This is a genomic window from Microvirga sp. HBU67558 (assembly GCF_018069605.1).
GTDB classification, from domain to species: Bacteria; Pseudomonadota; Alphaproteobacteria; order Rhizobiales; family Beijerinckiaceae; genus Microvirga; species Microvirga terrae.
Map to the genome: position 1 here is coordinate 1 of NZ_JAGPUP010000125.1, position 304 is coordinate 304.

The 304-nt window shown below is 68.4% G+C and carries 1 protein-coding gene; it reads left to right on the forward strand.

Features of this window, described 5'->3' with window-relative positions; translation table 11 throughout:
- On the forward strand, positions 1 to 304 hold a 304-nt coding region (locus KBI52_RS33775), incomplete at both ends, for a winged helix-turn-helix domain-containing protein (protein WP_210804750.1).

A 304-nucleotide genomic window follows, 5' to 3' on the forward strand; every position in this document is an offset into this window, starting at 1 on the left:
CCGGCACACGCCTGACGAACTCGGTCTGCCCTTTGCCCTGTGGAGCCGGGCAGCGGTGCGGATGCAGATCGAGCGGCAGTGTGGGGTCCGGCTGGCGGTGCGTACGATGAGCACCTACTTGGCGCGCTGGGGCTTCACAGCCCAGAAGCCGCTCCGCCGGGCCTATGAGCAGTCGCCAAAAGCCGTACGGCGCTGGCTGCGGCAGGACTATCCGGCCATCGTGGTGCAAGCCAGAGGGCAGAAGGGCACGATCTTCTGGGAGGATGAGACCGGCCTGCGCTCCGACGATGTGCGCGGCCGCAGC